The 17,449-nt window shown below is 36.5% G+C and carries 17 protein-coding genes and 1 pseudogene; 7 read left to right on the top strand and 11 right to left on the bottom strand.

Translation table 11 applies throughout. The annotated features are described in order from the left end of the window. The first annotated feature begins 199 nt into the window (after positions 1-199). Together ACLLO5_RS09655 and ACLLO5_RS09650 are read left to right on the top strand one after the other, a co-directional pair. Complete coding sequence (locus ACLLO5_RS09655) at positions 200-1,693, top strand: mannosyltransferase (RefSeq protein WP_413175234.1); 1,494 nt, start codon at positions 200-202, stop codon at positions 1,691-1,693. A gap of 134 nt (positions 1,694-1,827) precedes the next feature. Continuing rightward, positions 1,828-3,024: a 1-deoxy-D-xylulose-5-phosphate reductoisomerase gene (locus ACLLO5_RS09650; protein WP_413175233.1), complete on the top strand. Its 1,197-nt coding sequence runs from the start codon at positions 1,828-1,830 to the stop codon at positions 3,022-3,024. Positions 3,025-3,074: 50 nt separating this feature from the next. Here ACLLO5_RS09650 and ACLLO5_RS09645 read toward each other — a convergent pair whose 3' ends face one another. Together ACLLO5_RS09645 and ACLLO5_RS09640 are read right to left on the bottom strand one after the other, a co-directional pair. Further along, complete coding sequence (locus ACLLO5_RS09645; protein ID WP_413175232.1) at positions 3,075-3,353, bottom strand: hypothetical protein; 279 nt, start codon at positions 3,351-3,353, stop codon at positions 3,075-3,077. After that, positions 3,331-3,618 (bottom strand): BrnT family toxin, encoded by a 288-nt coding sequence (locus ACLLO5_RS09640; RefSeq protein ID WP_413175231.1) that lies wholly within the window; start codon positions 3,616-3,618, stop codon positions 3,331-3,333. The genes ACLLO5_RS09645 and ACLLO5_RS09640 overlap by 23 nt, the downstream gene beginning before the upstream one ends. A gap of 163 nt (positions 3,619-3,781) precedes the next feature. Between ACLLO5_RS09640 and ACLLO5_RS09635 the strand changes: the two are divergent. Next, positions 3,782-3,916: pseudogene (locus ACLLO5_RS09635) on the top strand (1-deoxy-D-xylulose-5-phosphate reductoisomerase); the annotation flags it as partial. 52 nt (positions 3,917-3,968) lie between these two features. On the opposite strand, the gene ACLLO5_RS09630 reads toward ACLLO5_RS09635, so the two are convergent. Beyond that, positions 3,969-4,706, bottom strand: coding sequence for a hypothetical protein (locus ACLLO5_RS09630; RefSeq protein ID WP_413175230.1), 738 nt, complete (start codon positions 4,704-4,706; stop codon positions 3,969-3,971). 1 nt (position 4,707) lies between these two features. Further along, on the bottom strand, positions 4,708-5,844 hold the full coding sequence (locus tag ACLLO5_RS09625; RefSeq protein ID WP_413175229.1) for an AAA family ATPase: 1,137 nt from the start codon (positions 5,842-5,844) through the stop codon (positions 4,708-4,710). A gap of 99 nt (positions 5,845-5,943) precedes the next feature. Between ACLLO5_RS09625 and ACLLO5_RS09620 the strand changes: the two genes are divergently transcribed. Further along, positions 5,944-6,141, top strand: coding sequence for a hypothetical protein (locus ACLLO5_RS09620; RefSeq protein ID WP_413175228.1), 198 nt, complete (start codon positions 5,944-5,946; stop codon positions 6,139-6,141). Between the two features lie 45 nt (positions 6,142-6,186). Here the strand turns inward: ACLLO5_RS09620 and ACLLO5_RS09615 are convergent, their stop codons facing one another. The 4 genes from ACLLO5_RS09615 to ACLLO5_RS09600 all read right to left on the bottom strand — a co-directional run bounded on the left by ACLLO5_RS09615 (position 6,187) and on the right by ACLLO5_RS09600 (position 10,110). Then, a complete protein-coding gene (locus ACLLO5_RS09615) occupies positions 6,187-6,684 on the bottom strand; it encodes an acyl-CoA thioesterase (RefSeq protein WP_413176050.1) in 498 nt (165 codons plus the stop codon). 202 nt (positions 6,685-6,886) lie between these two features. Beyond that, a complete protein-coding gene (locus ACLLO5_RS09610; protein ID WP_413175227.1) occupies positions 6,887-7,231 on the bottom strand; it encodes a DUF1815 family protein in 345 nt (114 codons plus the stop codon). Positions 7,232-8,152: 921 nt separating this feature from the next. Further along, positions 8,153-8,368 (bottom strand): DUF2839 domain-containing protein, encoded by a 216-nt coding sequence (locus ACLLO5_RS09605; protein WP_413175226.1) that lies wholly within the window; start codon positions 8,366-8,368, stop codon positions 8,153-8,155. A 179-nt stretch (positions 8,369-8,547) separates the two neighbouring features. Beyond that, positions 8,548-10,110 (bottom strand): helicase C-terminal domain-containing protein, encoded by a 1,563-nt coding sequence (locus ACLLO5_RS09600; RefSeq protein WP_413176048.1) that lies wholly within the window; start codon positions 10,108-10,110, stop codon positions 8,548-8,550. A 169-nt stretch (positions 10,111-10,279) separates the two neighbouring features. On the opposite strand from ACLLO5_RS09600, the gene ACLLO5_RS09595 reads away from it, so the two are divergent. Then, positions 10,280-11,242 carry a M48 family metallopeptidase gene (locus ACLLO5_RS09595; protein ID WP_413175225.1) on the top strand — a complete coding sequence of 321 codons (963 nt, stop codon included), beginning with the start codon at positions 10,280-10,282 and terminating at the stop codon, positions 11,240-11,242. A gap of 194 nt (positions 11,243-11,436) precedes the next feature. Here the strand turns inward: ACLLO5_RS09595 and ACLLO5_RS09590 are convergent, their stop codons facing one another. Further along, positions 11,437-12,375, bottom strand: coding sequence for an AAA family ATPase (locus ACLLO5_RS09590; protein WP_413175224.1), 939 nt, complete (start codon positions 12,373-12,375; stop codon positions 11,437-11,439). A gap of 395 nt (positions 12,376-12,770) precedes the next feature. On the opposite strand from ACLLO5_RS09590, the gene ACLLO5_RS09585 reads away from it, so the two are divergent. Next, complete coding sequence (locus ACLLO5_RS09585; RefSeq protein WP_413175223.1) at positions 12,771-13,199, top strand: hypothetical protein; 429 nt, start codon at positions 12,771-12,773, stop codon at positions 13,197-13,199. Between the two features lie 345 nt (positions 13,200-13,544). Here the strand turns inward: ACLLO5_RS09585 and psbA are convergent, their stop codons facing one another. Continuing rightward, positions 13,545-14,627 (bottom strand): photosystem II q(b) protein, encoded by a 1,083-nt coding sequence (psbA, locus tag ACLLO5_RS09580; RefSeq protein WP_413175222.1) that lies wholly within the window; start codon positions 14,625-14,627, stop codon positions 13,545-13,547. Between the two features lie 446 nt (positions 14,628-15,073). Here psbA and ACLLO5_RS09575 point away from each other — a divergent pair, with 446 nt between their 5' ends. Further along, entirely contained in the window at positions 15,074-16,507 is a 1,434-nt protein-coding gene (locus tag ACLLO5_RS09575; protein WP_413175221.1) for an ArnT family glycosyltransferase, read from the top strand. A gap of 132 nt (positions 16,508-16,639) precedes the next feature. Here ACLLO5_RS09575 and ACLLO5_RS09570 read toward each other — a convergent pair whose 3' ends face one another. Then, a complete protein-coding gene (locus tag ACLLO5_RS09570) occupies positions 16,640-17,236 on the bottom strand; it encodes a glyoxalase-like domain protein (RefSeq protein WP_413175220.1) in 597 nt (198 codons plus the stop codon). Positions 17,237-17,449: the final 213 nt, after the last annotated feature.

Genomic DNA, 17,449 nt, shown 5'->3' with positions numbered 1-17,449 from the left:
TCTCCCATGTCCGCAAAAGGACTAAAACACCGATAGACGAAAACATATCTCTTGTAACTACAATAGCATTTGAAATTTCTTTACGGTATTTATACAATAAAGTGAGATTTGCATCTGTAGAAGCTGAATCAAAAAATAACCGTTAAAACTTCTAATATGATCATATTATATATAGGATATTATCTCTTGATAACAACAGATGAATCGCCGATTTAAAGCAGAACACTTATTACTAGGCATCCTGATTATTATCGCCTTAATACTGCGTTTGGGCATGGCTTTAAAATTCCCCAATATATTTTGGGCGGATGAAATTTTTCAATCCCTAGAACCTGCACATAGACTAGCTTTTGGTAATGGTATTGTCACTTGGGAATTTAGAGATGGTATTCGTTCTTGGGTCTTACCTGGAATTTTAGCGGGTGTTATGCGTCTTACAGCATGGATGGGAGAAGGTTCTACTGGATATTTAATCGGAGTTAATATCTTTTTGTCTCTACTTTCCCTGAGTAATATCTTAGTTGCTTATGTTTGGGGAAAAAAAATAGGAGGAACAACTACAGCTTTTATTTGTGCTTTTATTTGTACGATCTGGTTTGAGTTTATATATTTTTCACCCAAAGCTTTTACCGAAGTTGTAGCTACTCATTTTCTCTTGCCTGGAATTTACTTAGGAGTTCAAAAAGATTTATTTATTACTAGAAATCGTCTATTTTTATCAGGATGCTTTTTAGGAATATCTTTAGCATTAAGAATTCATTTTATAGCTGCTATAGCCTTTGCATTAGTTTATATATGTGGCAGAGATTGGTGTAATAAATGGCTGCCAATGATATTCGGTATTCTCGCGCCTATACTCATATTTGGAACTGTCGATGCTTTCACTTGGTCTTATCCTTTTCAATCTTTTTGGTTGAATATCTGGGTAAATCTTGTAGAAGGAAGAAGTAAACTATATGGTGTTTCTCCTTGGTATGAATATTTTATTTTCTTACTCAAAAGTTGGTCTTGGCTATCTCTACCTATTGTTATTCTTGCTGTTATAGGTTTTCGGCGTATTCCTATTTTGGGATGGTTAGCATTAATTATTATCTTGTCTCACAGTTTATTGGCTCATAAGGAATATCGTTTTATTTATCCAGCCTTACCAATGTTGTTGATATTGGCAGGAATAGGTACAGGTGAGTTAGTTTTAAAATTTTCTCGCAGATGGTCTTCACCTCAACCCAAAATAATAGCAATAGTTCTTTCTCTTTTACTCTGGACTTCTACTTCTGTAGCTCTACTCAGTAGATTTAATATTTATGCTCCTTTAAACTTTTCTACTTTTGGCACGAATTTGGAAATGACACACCTTTATGCTACCGCTAATCACCTCTTAGCTTTAAAAAGTTTAAGTACAGAAGAAAATGTATGCGGTCTTGGACTTTGGGATATTAATTGGGCTTTATCAGGAGGATATACTTATTTTCATCGCGATGTTCCTATATATCAAGTTGACAAAGAAACAGATTTTAAAGTTTTAAATTCTGGTTTTAATTATATCGTTGCTAATCTTCCTTTACCGTCTCAGTACCAAAACTATACTCTAGAGAAATGCTGGCAAAAAACTTGTATTTATAAACGTCCGGGTTCTTGTAAGGAAATTAAAGAACGTGAGATCAATTCTGTGCTTCAAATGTCAGGAAATTAGTTAGCATTCCAAATTTAAAATCTCTTCCCTCCTGTCACCTGTCACCTATTCTCTCTCACTTCATTAGCAACTGACGTTGAGAGTGAGTCCTCAACAATTTATAGTTAAGAGTAAGTGTAAATTGTTAAATCATTGTGAAAGCTATTACTCTTCTTGGTTCTACCGGCTCTATTGGTACTCAGACTTTAGACATCGTTTCTGAGCATCCAGATAAGTTTCGCATAGTTGGACTGGCTGCTGGGCGGAATGTGGAGTTGTTCGCGGCGCAAATTCGCCAGTTTCGTCCCCAAATAGCGGCTATTTCTGCTGCTGATAAGTTACCAGAACTTCAGGAGGCGATTAAAGACCTCAACCCCCAACCTATTTTACTGGCTGGGGAAGCGGGAGTAATAGAAGTTGCTCGTTATGGTGATGCTCAAACGGTTGTTACTGGTATCGTTGGTTGCGCGGGTTTACTTCCTACTATCGCTGCTATTGAAGCAGGTAAGGATATTGCTTTAGCAAACAAAGAAACTCTCATTGCTGGCGCTCCTGTGGTTTTACCTCTGGTGGAAAAACATGGTGTGAAACTATTACCAGCAGATTCTGAGCATTCGGCGATTTTTCAATGTCTCCAAGGTGTTCCTAAAGGTGGTTTAAGGAAGATATTACTGACTGCTTCTGGTGGTGCTTTCCGTGATTGGCCTGTGGAGAAGTTACCAGAGGTAAAAGTTGCTGATGCTCTGAAACATCCTAATTGGTCAATGGGTCGAAAAATCACTGTAGATTCAGCAACTTTGATGAATAAGGGTTTGGAAGTTATTGAGGCTCATTATTTGTTTGGGGTGGATTATGATGATATTGAAATTGTCATTCATCCTCAAAGTATTATTCATTCTTTGATTGAGTTACAAGATACTTCGGTTTTAGCTCAACTTGGTTGGCCTGATATGCGTTTACCTTTGCTTTATGCTTTATCTTGGCCGGAGAGAATTTACACTAGTTGGGAAAGATTGAATTTAGTAAAATCTGGGAATTTAACTTTCCGTGAACCGGATCATCAAAAATATCCTTGTATGCGCTTGGCTTATGCTGCGGGTAGAGCCGGCGGTTCTATGCCTGCGGTTTTAAATGCTGCGAATGAGCAAGCTGTGGCGCTATTTTTAGATGAGAAAATTAGCTATTTGGATATTGCTCGGTGTATTGAATGGGTGTGCGATCGCCATCAAAATGATAACAAACAAAATCCCTCTTTAGATGACATTTTAGCAGCAGATAAATGGGCTAGACAAGAGGTTTTTACTGCGACTGAAAAGTTAGCAATTCAACCTCAGATAGTTTCTGTGGGTTAAGTTCTAGATCCTCGACTTCTTAAAGTCGGGGATCTTATTTACCAATGATTTTATGATTTTTGAGGAATTAGTTTAATTAAACTTCTTAAAGTAGAATTAACGGCTTCTGAATTAGGAAAATATTGTTTAACATCAGGATCAAGAACAATTACATCATCTTGTTTAGGGAAATTCTCTACTGTTGTTGTACCATCTTCATGATGAATATTCACACTATATCCTGATTTATACCTTTGATGATATTTACCGCGCACAGGATTTTTCAGTTGACTTAAATCATATTCTTCTTTTAATTCTTCTTCTAATTCATTCTGTATTTTCTCGTTCATAATATCTCCTTTCTTTAGGTGTAACTAATCTTGCACTAATTAGACGAATTTTATCATCACGTTCTGCATAAGCAACAAAGAGATATCTTCCCTCATTTGATAATCCTATTATAATATAGCGATTTTCTCCTAGTGAATGTTCAGGATCGTCAAAGCTAATAGATAATGGGTCATTAAATATCGAGGACGCTTCCTCAAAAGAAACACTATATTTTTTTAAGTTTAGGTTCGCTTTATTCTCATCCCATTCAAATTTTAGTTCCAATTCATTTTCACTCCTGATGTTTAAATTTTTAACATGATAACATATTGGCTATTTATCCCATCATAAAATGGATAACATACAAGAATTTTATCTGATAAATTGCACCTTATACCCATCAGCAAATGTTGTTTTTACTTACTTTAACAAACATTTTCTCAATAGAGATCGCCATCAAAATGATAACAAACAAAATCCCTCTTTAGATGACATTTTAGCAGCAGATCAATGGGCTAGACAAGAAGTTGTTACTGCCACTGAAAAATTAGCAATTCAGCTACAGGTAATTTCTGTGGGGTAAACTTCACAATCATCCTACACTCATCATATTCGGTGGGATGTAGGATGATATTTTATTTATTTTCTTGGATATTGATTTTTGCACAAAACTCTATAAATTCTTGAAAACTCTGCAAGTGGTCTATATTTGCTTTAATTCTCGCTAATAATTGGTCAAGGTAAAATTTTTCTTGTACTTCCTTGGGTCTAGATTTACTATATGACAAATTACGTTCTTTAAAAATTTCTCTCAGATATCCTTCATGAAATAAAGCTTTGGTTTTATATCCAAATATTTCCTTGCTATTTTCTTTATCTTGTTCAAACTCACTAGCTAAATCTTCAGGATCACTTTGAGTAACATCAAAATACTTGATATATTCTTTGAGAATTTCATTATTTTGCGGATTTCTGACAAAAAAGTTTCTATTTCCTAAAAACCAAGTTTCAATACAAACTTTTTGAACAATAATTTCAAATTGACAATTTTTAGGTAGACTTTTAAAAGTTTTATTTTCTAAGTTCAACTTTATTTGTTGCAATGCTTCTGCTTTCTTTTCTACAACAGTCATCCTATCTGCGTCTGTGAATAATACCAAGTAATCATATTTTGGGACTTCGTTAATTTCTTGAATAGCATTAGCAGCAACTCTATAGCAATCAGGAACACCCATATCACTTTCGTAATAATAGTTATTCTGACTGACCGCATCAAAACTATCTACTTCGGTTAAATGTGGAAGTAGGAAAGATAACCACTTTTTATAAACAATCGCTTCTGTTTTCCCCTCAAATACAAAATAGAAATTCATATTACGATTGTCTTTCGAGAATTTTGGTTAATTGTATAAATGCTTCTTGTTTGGATTTACCCAAGTTATAATCTGACGCATTACGAATGCTAATGTGTCCACCTTTGCGAGTAACTATTTTCCAGTATTCATAGGGAATATTATTGATAATATAAGGATGATGACTGGTAGCAATAAATTGTAAATTCTTATTTTCATGAATCAAATCATCAGTTAATATATCAATACAATTTATTCCTAAACCATTCTCGAATTCATCAATTAATATTACAGTTCCTGGATTGGAAAGGTAAATTTCACTAAGATGAATAAGTGTCCTCAGCATACCTGAAGACATCCTATCTTCTCTAATCCATTTTGCTACATCTTTTTCTTTGATAAAAATGAAAGGAACACGAAATTGTGTTGGTAGGTTGTCTCTGTACAAAAATCTTGGTAAATCATTTATAAGAAGTTCTATTTTGATATTTTCTATTTGTTGAAAAATATCAGTGAAGCTTGATTTAATTTTTTCAAAAATATCTAATTTATTGGCATAAACTAAATGTAATTTAATATAAATACTTTCATCACTATTTACTATAGTATCTAATGTTTTATATTCTTCTTTAAGAAAGTCAAAAGGTTTATTTGGTAATTTATAGTATAGAGATTTTTTGGTTACATAGTCACTGTCTTGTATTTTATTGAGAGCATCATAAACTTCTTTTATTTTATTTTCTTCTTTTAAGATATAGATCATTGACTGATTTGAAGAAAGTTTGGGCATCTCTCGATTATTAAAAATTATTTTTTCTTGACTTCGTTCAATTAAAACAGCATTTTCTGAAGTCAATTTTTCATACAGTAATAACGATTTTTCTTTTTCTTCAAAAAATAGTTCATCTGTTTCAATAGTGTCAAAACGACCTTCCCAAACGAATTCATTACCATCTACACTAGAAAATCTTATTTTCCATTCAAAACCGTTTATTGCTTCTCCATTTGCAATGCGTTTTAAATCCAAAATTGCACGGAGGATTTGAGTTTTACCAGCACCAGAAACACCTACTAACAGAGTTAAATTTGACGAGAAATCAACTTCATCAAAATCCCAACCTAAAAAATGATTCTTGAGTCTGAGTGAAATAATTTTCATATTCTCATTAAAATTTTATTAACTATCCTAACTTTCTTGTGATTTTAAAATATAATGGTTAGCTTATTTAACAACAATGATTTTTAAGCTTCTGACATTATGATCATTACTTTAATAGTGGCTTGGATAATATTTGTTATACTTTGGAAACTAGTAAAAACCACTATCAAAACTGCTGTTACTTTTGCAGCGATAGTGGTTTTATTATACTTTGGTTTTGGGATTACACCTCAAGATGTTTTGCATAAAATTTCTGAGATTACTCAAAACTTTTCGCAAACACCTGTTCGTAATTAATCCTGCTTTAGGAAAATAAGTTTTTAATGATTAATTTTTAATTGATTACTTATGTGATGTGGAAATTCTAGCTAGTGCATCTTTAACCGCAGGAGGTAATTGACGCATAATTTTACCTCTTTCCCTGTCTAATGCTACTAGTGTTACCTGAGCAGTAATATATAATTCTTGTTCATCAGTGGAAACAATTTTATAATCCCAGTTAATACGGACACCAGTTACTTCCAGCATTCGGGTTTTGACCAGTGCTATCATTCCTAATTTAAGTGACCGATGATAACGTACTGATAATTCTACAACTGGTAAGTCACAACCTAAAGCTACTAAATCAGCAAATTCAATACCTATAGAGCGCAAACATTCTACCCGCGCTTCTTCCAACCAAGTTAAATAAGTACCATGCCAAGCAATTCCTGCATAATCTGTATGATGAGGCTGCACTCTGATAGGATATTCAAACCAGTTGTCAAATTCAGCCGTCGTCACTTTATCAATGGCGCTGGTTGGTGGTAGTTTTGGTTGGTTTAGTTTTGCTTGAGTCATATTATATCTTCTGAGTACAGGTGTTAATTCTTGCTCATCAGATTTTAACAGACGCTGAAAAAGACTTGAGAAAAGAGTATAAAGACGGTCTATTTCCGGTAATGGTGAATAGGTAATAGGTTTATTACCAATTACCAATTACCGATAAAGCCATATTTACCATCGCGCAACACAACACTTACACAAATCGCTCTTGGGCAATTTAACACTTTTTAATAAGGGTTTTATGACCTGTAGAACTTTGTATAGATTGCTTGACAAGATTAGCGAGTTCTTGTAGCTGGTGGATTGCTTCTGCACCTTCTAATTTCATTAATTCGCGGTCATCTCGCATTTCAGTCCAGGTAATTCCGTAATCTGATACCAAAAAACGAATTAGATGGTTGTCTCCTAAGCTGACCATAAATGAAGCACTATTCATTTGGTCACCACAGGTGTAGCAAGAAGCTGGATAGCCGTTGCGCTCTAATACTATTGCCAAGGCTTGTAGGTTCATTACCAAATCTTGGACAAATTGTCTATGTTGATGTGCCAGTCTCAAAAACACTTTTTTCCTCCAGACACCACAGTCATTTGAGTCTCTTTTATATTTTCTTTAGATTTTCCTATCCTTTGGTATTGTAAACTATTCATTACAATTTCCAGGGTAAGATTTAGTCTGTAATTGGCTACCTTGCTTAGGGTAGTGGATAACGATTGTATTTGTCGTATCAAACTATTCAATTTGCAAGATATAAATCTCAGATAAAACGACCAAAGTTAACATTGTCTTTAGATGTTTAGCTAGATTTGGGCTACTTGCTTAAAGCAGTCAGCTTTCAGCGTAACTTAAATCTGATGCTAGTCAACTAGGAAAATGTTCCATATTACACTTTTATGGGCAGTATTTAAGCCAATTTGCAGTATTTATTTACTCTAGCGTAACTTTTCTTCTTTTTCTTGCTAAATCTATTCTACTGAATTTATTCTTGATCGTAAAAGTAGACTGAAAGCAATAAAGGTATAATTTATTCTGTTCGTGTTTAAGTAAATTTTGAAATTGCCTTGTAAGCAGGCTGCTTAGAGCTTAATACTGAAAATCAAATTCAATATTTATGTATTGAAAAAGCTAGTTATACTGAAATTTAATTCCATAAAACCCCAAACCTACATACTTTATATTCAAGATATCTAAACAGAGGATAGCTTTGTAGCCATTTAGGCAATAGTTTCTTTTCTAGATATTCAATCATACAGGCTGGGAAGATAGGGAGATGGGGAGATGGGAAAAAATTATTACTTTTCCTGCACCCCATACCCTAGAACACCGATTTATTAATCGCAAGGGCGAAGCATTCGGACATAATATCAATGGTTTCAGCGATAGGTTATCACCCGAATGCTGATGCTTCCAGCACGCTACGCGAACGCCCCTACAGGGGAAAAACAGATTACCTAGCATTACTGAATCGACGTTCTAGACCTTTGTTCAATCAACCACTTGCCACCAACCAAAAGCTGGACCGATAAAACGAATTGTCACCCATGCGGCAACCATAAAGCCAATACCGAGCCAAGCTCCGCGAGTTGTTAAACTCACAAACAGTTCAGCTTGAGATTTTGTGATGGGAACCCAAGGTAAGATACGAGTGTCTTCACCGTATTGTTCTCCTAGTGTGCTTTTACGACGTTTTGCTTCACCCATAATCAGTAATTGAAATTTCGGTTTAGGTTCTTAAATATATGTTCGCAGGAATGACGGCTATTGTGGAGAGGATGAAGAAGGTAAGGGGGTAGGGGAGATGGGGTGCAGAGGAGCAGGGGAGATGGGGTGCAGGGGAGCAGGGGAGAATAAATAATCATTTCGTTTCTATTCCCTATTCCCTATTCCCTGTTTGAATTTTCCTCATTAGGTGGAGAAAACAAGCTGGGATCAAGATAGTTCAAGCGTGCTAGAGGGCTAAGGGCGGTGAGAATTTGAACGCCGTAGCTGCGATTGACGACGCGACTATCGAGTAAAGCCACGATACCTTGATGTTCGCGGACTGGTGCGATCGCTCTTTGCAATTCATTCAATGCTGTGGGTAATAGGTATAACCTGAACCAATCTTGGTGCGATCGCTTGTAATGAGCGACTCTACCAGCAACTAAAGGATTTTCTAAAGATGGTAAAGGTAAAGTAGCAATAATTAACAATCGGGGTGCGGGTAAAACAGCTTGATGCGATCGCCAATATTCCCAACCTGTCACCAAAATCCCATTTTCATCCAAACAAGTTTTTTCCACCTGCACCCGTGAACCAAACTCCGAAGCCAAAATTGTGGCCACTCTGGATTTGAGAGGTACATCTCCCACTAACACCACAGTCATTCCTGGCGCTGTCGCACTTAAACAAACCAAGGTGCGGACTTGGTGAATAAATGCTCCTTCAAATTCTGGTGTATTCGGTAGAGGTAACTTATAGGGTGCATAAAGTTGAATTGCTTCCCCTTGACTATCAGTAGAAAACTTTAAGCAAGTTACATCCTCAAACCCCAAACGTTGACGGAACAGAGGCGCTTCCGTTTCAGGTTCTAAGGCGCTGCCAATTAATACTACTGGTTGGCGCTGCCAAATTGGTGTAAGTGCTTTAGCTAATTCCAGTGGAGCGTAATGTAAAGAAAATAAGCCTTGACGACGGGCAATAGTAGCCCAGAAAAGAGGAGGAGAGGCAGAAGAAGACGGATTTTCCACCAGGCTTTGGAATTGTTGCCTTAAGCGTTGCCAAACATCTGGCAAGCTATCTGAGTCTAAAGCTAAAAACAAATTTTGTAAGATATCTGTTTCTGGTTGGGATAGCAGATAACAGTGGTATGGATTTTCAGGATGTTGGAATAATTCGCACGTCATTTGTACCCTAGCTTCACGAATTACATCAGTTTCGTAGGGACAAGCAAGCATCAGTTGATCCCAATCATGGGATTGAATCTCTTGTGTTAGCTGATGACGCACCCAATCTTCCAAATCATCAACTCCATCAATAATTGTGGGAATATTTGGGGGAAAACTATCATTATCAGCCAACTGACCTTTTAGCCAAGCTTCAGGAGATGTCAACAGCAACCCTTGGAAATCAGCACCAGGCCAAACTTCACCTGTTCTGATGGGTTTGTTAGCTTGTAACCATTGCTGTAGACGGGGAATTTCTATTTTCAGCAACCGCTGCTGCACAGCCTCCGAAGCCACAATAATTACAGGGCCATGCCACATCAAGGCGGATGCGATAAAACTTGTGCGATATCGCCCTTGATAGCCACAAACAGCACCTACTTGAATTAAGGCACTACGTCCCAAGCGCAAAGCGCGTGCTACCAACCGTGCCATCGTTAAGTGATGGGGCCAGGAAGGAAAACCCGCCTGCGATCGCAGGAAGTTATGTAGTGATAAATGAACTTCTGCCTCAATCACACGCTTTTCATCCCATAACAAGTGACTTTTTCCGAACTGCCCCATTTCTATTATGTTGTCAGGGAGTAGGGAACAGGGAACGGGGGAACAGGGAATATTTATTTTTCTTCTTCCTCCTGCCTCCTGCCTCTTCCAACCCCCAATGATCATTTACCAACTTCACTAGATTATGCCAACCTACACAGGAATTTCCAGCGAAGCCTTTAGGCATCCACTAGATCGCCAAGCCGAGCAAGCCTTACGAAGTTTACCGGGATTTGATTTAATCGCTCGTAAATTTGTGGAATTTGTCTATGAACGCCCTCAATTAGTCTATTTAATGGGCAACACCATCCAAGTAGGGCCCCGTCAATATTCCACTATCTACCAGATATTTCGGGAATGCGTGCGAGATTTAGACATTTACCCCGAACCAACACTGTTTATCTCACACAACCCCCAAGCCAATAGCTATGCATTGGGGCAAGAAAATCCTTACATAGTCGTAAACACAGGGATACTTGACTTACTCAATGAAGCCGAAATTCGGGCAGTGCTTGCCCATGAACTGGGGCATATTAAATGTGGTCATACTATTTTAATTCAAATGGCGATGTGGGCAATGAGTGCCGCTTCCGTCATTGGTGAATTAACCTTCGGTTTAGGTAATTTCGTCAGTCAAGCTTTGATTTATGCCTTTTTTGAATGGCGACGTAAAGCCGAATTATCCGCAGATCGCGCAGCATTGTTAGTCATGGATGACCTAAACCCAGTTATGTCATCAATGATGAAAATTTCTGGCGGTAGTAACAAATATGCCAACGAATGTAGCTTACAAGAATTTATTCAACAGTCAGAAAAATATCAAGCACTAGATGATGATGGACTCAATCAAGTATATAAATTTCTCATGTACAATGGCGCTCAAGGAATGATGCTTACCCATCCATTCCCTGTAGAACGCTTGCATTATTTACGCTCTTGGGCAGTATCAGAAGAATATCAGCAAATTCGCCAAGGAAACTATCAGCAAACACCCGCTACCGGAGCAGTAAACGTCAAAGTTGAAACACCGGAAAATGAAGCAGAAAAATTACGTAAACAAATTGAAGAATTGCAAAACGAAATTAACAGGATGAAAAAAGCTGATTAGGTGACAGGGAATAGGTGTCAGGTGACAGGTGACAGGTGACAGGTGACAGGTGACAGGTGATAGTTAAGAGGGAATAGGGAATAGGAGTCAGGAGTCAGGAGTCAGGAGTCAGAAGGCAGAAGAACGAAGAACGAAGAACGAAGAACGAATTAATTTTTACCCTGCTCCCCTGCTCCCCATCTCCCAATCCCCGATTAGCTTTCAGTTTCGCAGTCAGGAACACCTTCCCTAAATACTCGACTAGCAAGAATATCTACTGCTTCGATAGTAATTAAATCTTGCTTATTTAATTTTTTGCCACTATTCAATAAACGATTAGCTTGACGCAAACGCGCTCTGTCTATAGCATTACGCACACTACGAGCATTAGCAAAATGGGGCATAGTCTTCCGGCGAATTAAATACTCTCGGAAAGCTTGTTCTGCATCTGGGCTAAAACAATAGTTTTGAGTTGTGACTATAGATTGAGCAATAATTAACAAATTATCAACACTATAATCATTAAATTCAATATGAATCCCAATCCGAGAATTCATACCAGGATTACTGTGGAAAAAATGCTCCATTTGGGTTTTATAACCAGCAAGGATAACAACCAAATCATCACGCTGGTTTTCCATCACCTGCATGAGAATTTCAATGGCTTCCAAACCAAAATCTCCTGGATGATCTGGGCGGTATAAAGTATAAGCTTCATCAACTAATAAAACACCCCCCATAGCATTATTTAAAACTTCCCTAGTTTTCGGTCCAGTTTGTCCAATACCTTGCCCAACTAAATCATCTCGCGTCACCAACATGACATTCTCTTTGCGGATATATTCCAGACGATAGAGAATTTCCGCCATTCTCATAGCTACAGTAGTTTTACCCATACCTGGGTTGCCTAAAAAAGTCATGTGCAAACTAGGCGCACCAGCAGTTAAACCAAGACTTTTACGAATCCGGTCAACCAGCAACAAAGCAGCCATTTCTTTAATTTTGTTCTTGACTGACTTTAAACCGACTAACTCCTGGTCTAACTTATCCAGAATGTCTTGGATATGAGATTCCCGGAAAGCTGCCTCTAAGTCAATTTCGCTATCTTGGGTAACAGCACTAATCGTTTCTTTGTTTAAAACTTGTTCACTCATGACTATCACCTCTGGTAATGACTTTGATGATAGCCTTAAGGTTGGAAATATAAAAGAATGTAATTCTAATATGACTGATATATATTTCTTTATTATCAATTTCCGAATTTAGTCATAGAGAAAACATAATCTCCCTCACCTCCCCTCCAATATAGAGACAGTGTGAGGGCTGGTTATTGGTCATTGGTCATTGGTAAGATTTTTCTTAGATAGCTAGTTTATACCTATTTTCTTTAATTTTGACACATATAATCTTCTTCAAACCCCTTCAAAAAGAGGGGCTTAGAGAAATGATATGTATCAATATTTAAGAGGAACGGTATTTCCTATAAGTAGGAAAATGATAAGGGCTTGACTATACCCCAGTCTGGAATTCGATTTAGGTTTTTATCAACATGATGATTAAATTGACATACCGATTGTTTGCATTGATACTTATCGTTTTTGTATCTTTCTTTGTACCAGAAATTACGGAAGCATCAGCAAATAATTTTTTTAATTCATCTCAAGTAATTTTCACTTCTCATAGTGAAGATACTAAGGATACTATTACTTTCTCAGAGGATGATTTAACTCCCCAAGAACATCAGAAACTTCAAGCAGTCCGTCAGCGAAGAAACAAGGAAATTCTTGCAGTTTTAAATTCTGCTCAACGTCAACAACTTGCTCACTATTTGCATACTGGTAATGACCTGGATCAAGCCCTAGAGGCGGTAGATTTAACCTCAGAACAACAGGAACTAATAAATGCTGTTATTGAATTTACTAATTTGAAACTGAAAGGAATTTTTTCTAATCATGCATTACTAGTAAGTGATAAATAAAGCTTAGTGATTGTGATTGGGAATCATAAATTATGTCAGTTGTGAAAGATTTTGCATTTTGAGCAACTGACAATAACAACATCAAGATTATTTTTATACACTCCTATCTCATTATCTATCCAATTTCTCCCATATAAGTAATCGTGCAAAATAAATTTCATAGTTAGGAGGGGGAACAGGTAACAGGTAAGGAATACAGACATTTTTGTTTTCAATCAATATGTGTAATTAATTTTGCTTGGGTATTTGTTAAGAGTAAACATGAAAAAGCAACCCAAAGCATTTTTAACTTGGGTTGCCTACACTGTTTTTGAGGGCATGAGAACGAACTGAATTCCGAGTCAATTAACCATGAATAGCAGGTGCAACTAAAGCTACAGGTTGAATATCTCCAGCAGCTAAATCTAAGGGGAAGTTGTGAACATTGCGTTCGTGCATTGTTTCAATTCCCAAGTTAGCGCGGTTTAAAATATCAGCCCAGGTATTAACTACAGCACCTTGAGAATCAAGAAGGGAATGGTGAAAGTTAAAACCATTGAGGTTAAAGGCAAAAGAGGATACACCCAAAGCTGCACACCAGATACCAATTACTGGCCAAGCACCTAAGAAGAAGTGTAAAGCACGACTATTGTTAAAAGATGCGTATTGAAAAATTAATCTGCCAAAATAACCGTGAGCCGCAACAATATTATAGGTTTCTTCTTCTTGTCCGAATTTGTAACCTTGGTTTTGGGATTCATTTTCGGTGGTTTCTCGCACTAAAGAGGAGGTGACTAGAGAACCGTGCATAGCAGCAAATAAAGCACCTCCAAAGACACCAATTACTCCTAACATATGGAATGGGTGCATGAGAACGTTATGTTCTGCTTGCAGTACAAACATGAAGTTAAAAGTACCACTAATCCCTAAAGGCAAACCGTCAGAGAAAGAACCTTGACCTATGGAGTAGACTAATATTACCGCAGTGGCAGCAGAAACAGGTGCGCTGTAGGCGATCGCAATCCAAGGACGCATCCCTAAACGGTATGATAATTCCCACTGGCGACCCAAGTAGCAGAAAATACCAATCAGGAAGTGGAAAATAATTAATTGGTAAGGACCACCATTATATAACCACTCATCTAAAGTAGCGGCTTCCCAAACAGGATAAAAGTGCAACCCAATAGCATTGGAAGTAGGAACAACCGCAGCAGTAATAATGTTATTCCCGTAGAGTAAAGAACCGCTTACAGGTTCACGAATACCATCTATATCTACAGGTGGTGCAGCAATAAAAGCAATGACGAAACAAATTGTTGCTGTTAAAAGTGTAGGAATCATCAGTACACCAAACCAACCAATGTACATCCGGTTGTTAGTGCTGGTAATCCAATTACAAAATTTATCCCAAAGATTGTTACTTTGGCTTTGTTGCAGAGAAATAGTCATACTTTTTAATTCCGAGGTTAATCGTTGTTCAAGGCAAGTTAACCTTATGCTTTATTTAACTATGTAGTTATATAGCTTGTCAAGTATATTTTCATGTAATTTGTAAATTATTTTTTTAGCCAATGAGGTTGACGGGTGATCAACGGTGTGTAATCTAGGCTGGGCTTGACTTTCACGTTGATGAATATGGAAAAGACGAAAGTAGGGGTAATACCCTGACGGGAAGCAAGCTACATGAATTGCCCCTACCCTCGCAATAATTAGGTTTTTGGTCACATTGTGCGTAAGTCCTATGAGAATAAGTTTAAAAATAAATTGATACACTATAGTCTATTTTAGATTCATATAAAAGTGTTTACCTAATACGAGTAATGGATATCTTTTGTTGTCACCTGCTTTGAAGAGTTACATATTTTCAAAATTTATGTCCCCAAAATTTATGCAAAATGGCGTATATACAAAAATTAGCAGAATTATTATTAATATTTAATCCAACATTAATAATAAAGAGTATACAAGTGCTAGATTCAATTCCCCGCTTGTTCAATAGTTTTTTAACTCGTAAAGATTGGTTTTTTTGTACACTCATTACCATATTAGGATCTGCTATTAGAATCTATAAATATGATCAAATTCCTGTACATGATTGGACAGCTGATGAATATGCTTTTGCCTGGAGTGGTATGAGTTTGATTAAAGACCATGTACCTACAAGTTGGTCTTGGTTAAAAGCCTATGGAGACTTACCAAGAGTAGATTGGAAAGGTGGTACTTACCAGTTAGTTACTCCTTGGCTAGATCATCCTCCTTTATTTAGTTTAATTGTTGGTAGCGCGGCAATTTTAGGAGGAGCAAATACTTTTTTTGATTGTACTTTAACTACTATTAGAATTCCATCATTGATATTTGGCATTCTTTCTATTATTCTCTTTTATATATTAAGTTTAAGATTATACAATACTAAAATTGCTATTATTTCATCTGTAATTTTTGCCACCAACCCGAATATAGTTTTTCTTTCTAGATTGGCAGTGAGTGAAAATTTTATTCTTTTTTTAAGTTTATTGACTTTACTTTATTTTTTGGAATATTCCAAATCTTCAAATTTAACCTATTTATATATTGCCGCGTTTTTAGCTGGTTTGGCATCTCTAGCAAAAATAACCGGCTTTTTTCTTGTACCTATGCTTTGTTTACTGCTAATTCTTCAAAAGAAATGGCGAGAAAGCTTATTAGTTTTTGTTATCGGTTTATCCCTATTATCTATTTATTTTATTTATGGAATTAGTTATAATTCCGAATTATTTTTTAAAGTTATTCAATCCCATACTGAACGTTTTGAAAATTTTCTTTTATTTAAAGAAATAATTTTAAAGCCAGTATTTTTTGAAGATGGTTGGTTAACTTTTAGTTGGCTAATTCTAATCCCAGTTTTAAGAGCATCTGGTGATAAGATCAAATATAGAGTTATTAGCATTCCCATTATCGTCTATTTATTTATACTTTTATTTTCTGGTTCTCAAAGCCATTTCTATGCTTGGTATCTTATTCCTTTGTTTCCTTTTTTATTTTTAGCATTAGGAAAATTTTTAGCTAATTTTATCAAAAACCCAGATTTTCTAAGTGCGTGTTTATTAATTATTTTTGTGGGGGCGTGGAGTTTTAACTATAATATCCAGTATGGATTAGGTGAATTGTTCTTAAAAACAGCAATAACAAAGTATTTCTTTATAGTAGGAGTTTGTTTATTAATCACACCATTCTTAGTTTATGCTGTAATTCAATCGGGAAGAACAAAGTTTTTTGCAAGTTTAGCTGCGGGGTTTACAATTGTTATTTTACTTCTAGGAAACATTAATATCATTTATAACTATCAGTAGAAAAAATCAATATCTTCCCTAAAAATTTAGGGTGCATCAGAAAAAAACCGAAAAATCATGAATGAAAATATCCCCGACTTCTTAAAGAAGTCGGGGATCTCAATGGGAATCTAAATTCTAAATAACTAATAATTAACCGTTTACTTCAGCCATTTCAATCACTCGTCCTTCGTAGTCTTTCACCAAGAAATTCAAAGGTTTTTGATTGCGAATCTTAAACTTCAAACCTCTGGTTTCCACCCGCATTAAAATCAATTCCAAACAGTCATGGTCAAAACAAACATGGCGCTGCTGATTTTTAGTACCAATACTCGCACCAGTAATGATGTGCAGTTGAGTATTTTTCTTTAATTGATACCACAGTCCATCATTGGCGTTACTCATTGCTTTATTTGACCAACTGGGACTAGTGGACATATAAAGCGGGTCTATCCCTGTGGCACCAATGGTTTGTTCGTAGTTGTAGTAATAGTGCAAAGGTACTTCTGCTGCTGGCAAATCTAGTAAGCCTTCATACAACTGTCGGGCAATTTCCAAGTCCGACACCATGACAGTATAGACTTTCGGGGCGCTGGTTAGAAACATCCACATGGCACCAGCATAAGCCGCCAATAGCATAATCATAATGCCTTGGGTGGAGAACAGGCTATCCAACGGTAGGGAAGGTAAGAAAGAGCCTAAAGTAAAGGGACTAAGCAGGAAAGGTATCAAATTAGCTGCTATAACCATGAATAAACAAAGATTGTATAAGGGAGCCGCTTTTAGTATTGTCGATAAAGACTAATATTAAGTCCTCTTTTTTAGTTTATCTCAGGAACAGGGAACAGGGAACAGGGAACAGGGAACAGGGAACAGGTGACAGGTGACAGGTGACAGGTGACAGGTGACAGGTGACAGTTAATAGTTTTTACCAATCACCAATTACCAATTACTGTTTACCAG

Origin of the sequence: Anabaena azotica SJ-1, from assembly GCF_047275885.1 — a bacterium.
Lineage (GTDB): Bacteria > Cyanobacteriota > Cyanobacteriia > Cyanobacteriales > Nostocaceae > Trichormus_B > Trichormus_B azotica_A.
This window is presented reverse-complemented; position numbering and strand designations above follow the sequence as displayed.

Bases quoted from the DNA above. Each gene is read 5' to 3' on its own strand.
- ACLLO5_RS09655 (WP_413175234.1), top strand. From the start codon at position 200: ATGAATCGCCGATTTAAAGCAGAACACTTATTACTAGGCATCCTGATT.
- ACLLO5_RS09645 (WP_413175232.1), bottom strand. From the start codon at position 3,353: ATGAACGAGAAAATACAGAATGAATTAGAAGAAGAATTAAAAGAAGAA.
- ACLLO5_RS09630 (WP_413175230.1), bottom strand. From the start codon at position 4,706: ATGAATTTCTATTTTGTATTTGAGGGGAAAACAGAAGCGATTGTTTAT.
- ACLLO5_RS09625 (WP_413175229.1), bottom strand. From the start codon at position 5,844: ATGAAAATTATTTCACTCAGACTCAAGAATCATTTTTTAGGTTGGGAT.
- ACLLO5_RS09620 (WP_413175228.1), top strand. From the start codon at position 5,944: ATGATCATTACTTTAATAGTGGCTTGGATAATATTTGTTATACTTTGG.
- ACLLO5_RS09615 (WP_413176050.1), bottom strand. From the start codon at position 6,684: ATGACTCAAGCAAAACTAAACCAACCAAAACTACCACCAACCAGCGCC.
- ACLLO5_RS09605 (WP_413175226.1), bottom strand. From the start codon at position 8,368: ATGGGTGAAGCAAAACGTCGTAAAAGCACACTAGGAGAACAATACGGT.
- ACLLO5_RS09595 (WP_413175225.1), top strand. From the start codon at position 10,280: ATGCCAACCTACACAGGAATTTCCAGCGAAGCCTTTAGGCATCCACTA.
- ACLLO5_RS09590 (WP_413175224.1), bottom strand. From the start codon at position 12,375: ATGAGTGAACAAGTTTTAAACAAAGAAACGATTAGTGCTGTTACCCAA.
- ACLLO5_RS09585 (WP_413175223.1), top strand. From the start codon at position 12,771: ATGATGATTAAATTGACATACCGATTGTTTGCATTGATACTTATCGTT.
- psbA (WP_413175222.1), bottom strand. From the start codon at position 14,627: ATGACTATTTCTCTGCAACAAAGCCAAAGTAACAATCTTTGGGATAAA.
- ACLLO5_RS09575 (WP_413175221.1), top strand. From the start codon at position 15,074: ATGGCGTATATACAAAAATTAGCAGAATTATTATTAATATTTAATCCA.
- ACLLO5_RS09570 (WP_413175220.1), bottom strand. From the start codon at position 17,236: ATGGTTATAGCAGCTAATTTGATACCTTTCCTGCTTAGTCCCTTTACT.